General features: G+C 71.5%; 1 protein-coding gene and 1 pseudogene. Both read right to left on the bottom strand.

The window, feature by feature from the left end; all coding sequences use genetic code 11:
* Positions 1–115 precede the first annotated feature (115 nt).
* The gene (locus ABZZ74_RS53910) at positions 116–556 is read right to left on the bottom strand and encodes a YbaB/EbfC family nucleoid-associated protein (protein WP_356951412.1); all 441 of its coding nucleotides are present in this window, start codon (positions 554–556) and stop codon (positions 116–118) included.
* A gap of 216 nt (positions 557–772) precedes the next feature.
* Positions 773–1,996: pseudogene (locus ABZZ74_RS53905) on the bottom strand (hypothetical protein); the annotation flags it as partial.

Genomic DNA, 1,996 nt, shown 5'->3' with positions numbered 1-1,996 from the left:
CACGGCTGCGGCGATCGCGCCGGTGTCCACACCGAGGTAGTCGTCGGCCATGGAAGCCTCCTGGTCATCCTTGATCACCAAACGAACGGGAACGCCCAACGAGAGGGGCCGCCTCTCACCGGCGAGGAGGGTTCTGATCCCGGCGGTAGCCGTGATTGACGTAGTCGCGCACCGAGTCCGGCATGGCGGGCTCCTCGGACAGCAGGGCCGTCGGGTCAGCCTTGCCCTCCAGCAGGTCGGCGGTGGTCACGCCGGCCGGCAGGTGCGGGTTCATCAGCTCCCCGACCGCCGTCATCGCCTTGACCCGCGCCTGCTGGATCGTGCTCATCAGCACGTCGGCGAGTTCCTTGGGCGCCAGCCTGCGGAAGGCGCCGGTGGGAAACTCGATCGCCGTGACCTCGCCCTGCGCGGAGACGGTCACCTTCACAACCTGCTTGGGAGCTGTGGCCGCGCCGGTGGTCTCGTTGATCCTGCTGCGGAGCGCCAAGGCGTTCTCCCGCTGACGGCGGTACTCCTGCAGGAGCTCCTCGATCTGCCGGTCGTACGGCGTGGTCATGGGGGTCTCTCCTCCGCTGCAAGGCGGCGTTACTGCGATCTTCCGGCCCGGCCGTCACTACTTCCAGCGGTCCTGGTGGGGGCCTCACGTAAGCACCCGCCCCGGCCGGCGTGACAGTCCAGGGCGGGAATCATGACCGGCGGTACACCAAGATGTGCCCAGACGGTCCCCAACGGTGACGCGTGGTGACGGCGCAGGTCGGGGCGGCGACCGAGGTCAGGCGAAGGCGTCGGCGCCCTCGCACACGGTGCCCCAGGCGGTCTCGTCCTGGTGCAGGAGCTTGGCGATGGTGTTGCCGCCGTCCTCCTCCTCTTCCTGCTCCTCGTCCGAGGCCGCCGCCGCGGCCTCGGCGGCCTGCGCCTGCCCCTCCTCCTCGTCGTCATCGTCATCGTCAGCGAAACCGCATGTCAGCGTCATGGGCATGGTGCCCGACAGCCCTTGGGCACCCGCACCCGAGCGGTTCGGCTTCCAGGTCACCCACTGCGACTGCTCTTCGGCCTCCTTGATGAGGGCCTGCCTGTCAGCGGCGGCCGCATCAGCGGACTCGACCGCTTCCTCTGTCTCGCCGTCCTGATCCGCGGTGGTCGAGGCGGCCGTGGCCTGCGCCTCACCGGTCCGCGTCTCCAGGGCTTCCGCGCTATAGCCGGGATCGAAGATCTCCTCCTCCTCGTCCTTCCGGCCACGGCCGAGGGACCACAGCAAGGGGGTGAACATCGAGCCGCCCTCGTCCCAGGCTGTGATGTCCTCCAGTTCCTCGCCGGCCGACGGTTGGACGACGGCCACCCGGTCATACGGAAGCGAATTTTCCGCTCCGTCCCCGCCCACGGTGTCCCGCTCCAAGGGTGCGCCGACGCCCCACTCGGAACCGTCAGTCTCCACCAGTTCGGAGCTCTGCGGCCGCCGCTCCTCGCTCGCCCGCTCACGCTCGCCGGCCACGGGTGGGATGCCCAAGACGGATGTCACGGCGGCCACCGGGGTGCTGCCGCCACCCGGAATGCCGAGGCCGGGGCCGCCCGCGGGCGTGCCGGGGGCCACCTCCTCTACGGCCGCACCGGGCTCGCCCGTCCACGGTTCGGCGAACGGTTCTATACGCCCGGAGGCGTCCGACGACTCGCCGCACTCCTTGCCGCCCGCCCCCGGGGCACCGCCCATCGGGGGCATGTACGGCATGCCCGCCCCAGCGCTGGCCGTAGCCGGCACCCCGGTCTCCGGCGCTGAACCCGCCCCGACCGGCACGGTGGAGGGCATGCCGGGATCGGGGCCCCCTCCGGCGCCGGAGCCCGTCCACGGCTCGGCCGACCCGGCGCCGCCGGCGAGGGAGAGGGGAGCGGTGGGGCCTCCGGCGGGCAACGTCAGGCCGCTGCCGCCACCCGACACACCCGCCGTCGGCAACGGGTCCTCACCGGCCACACCCGTGTCGCCCTTCCACGGATCCACACT

Source organism: Streptomyces sp. NPDC006476, assembly GCF_040612015.1.
GTDB lineage: Bacteria > Actinomycetota > Actinomycetes > Streptomycetales > Streptomycetaceae > Streptomyces > Streptomyces griseorubiginosus_B.
This window is presented reverse-complemented; position numbering and strand designations above follow the sequence as displayed.